Origin of the sequence: Streptomyces griseus subsp. griseus, assembly GCF_000720255.1 — a bacterium.
GTDB classification, from domain to species: domain Bacteria; phylum Actinomycetota; class Actinomycetes; order Streptomycetales; family Streptomycetaceae; genus Streptomyces; species Streptomyces griseus_I.
This window is the reverse complement of record NZ_JOJE01000199.1, coordinates 1-320: the sequence shown is the minus strand read 5'-3', so window position 1 is coordinate 320 and position 320 is coordinate 1. Positions and strand designations below refer to the sequence as shown.

General features: G+C 65.3%; 1 protein-coding gene. It reads right to left on the bottom strand.

Annotated features, from left to right (window positions below):
- Positions 1-320 (bottom strand): condensation domain-containing protein (locus IG99_RS43775; protein ID WP_037684633.1); only part of this gene is annotated, 320 nt, incomplete at both ends.

Sequence of the window (320 nt, the reverse complement as noted above, 5' to 3'; positions counted from 1 at the left end):
CCCGTCACCGGTGTCATCCACCGACACCGTCAGCGGATAGTTGGTCCGCTCCTGGGCGAAGAGGACTTCGATCCCCTCCACTTCCATATCGGCGTCCGCAGCACCCGCACTGTGCCGGTAGTTGAACAGGGCAGTGAAGAGCGGTGCTTCGGCAGCCACACCGCTCATGCGCTGTGCCAACGCCAACGGGGCATGCTCGTGAACCAGCAGTTCCGCCAGATCAGCCTGCATGGACCGGACCGTATCCAGCACGCCGCCGCGGCTGGTGTCGAGACGCACCGGCAGGGTGTTGATGAACAACCCGGGAACCCGGTCCGCGC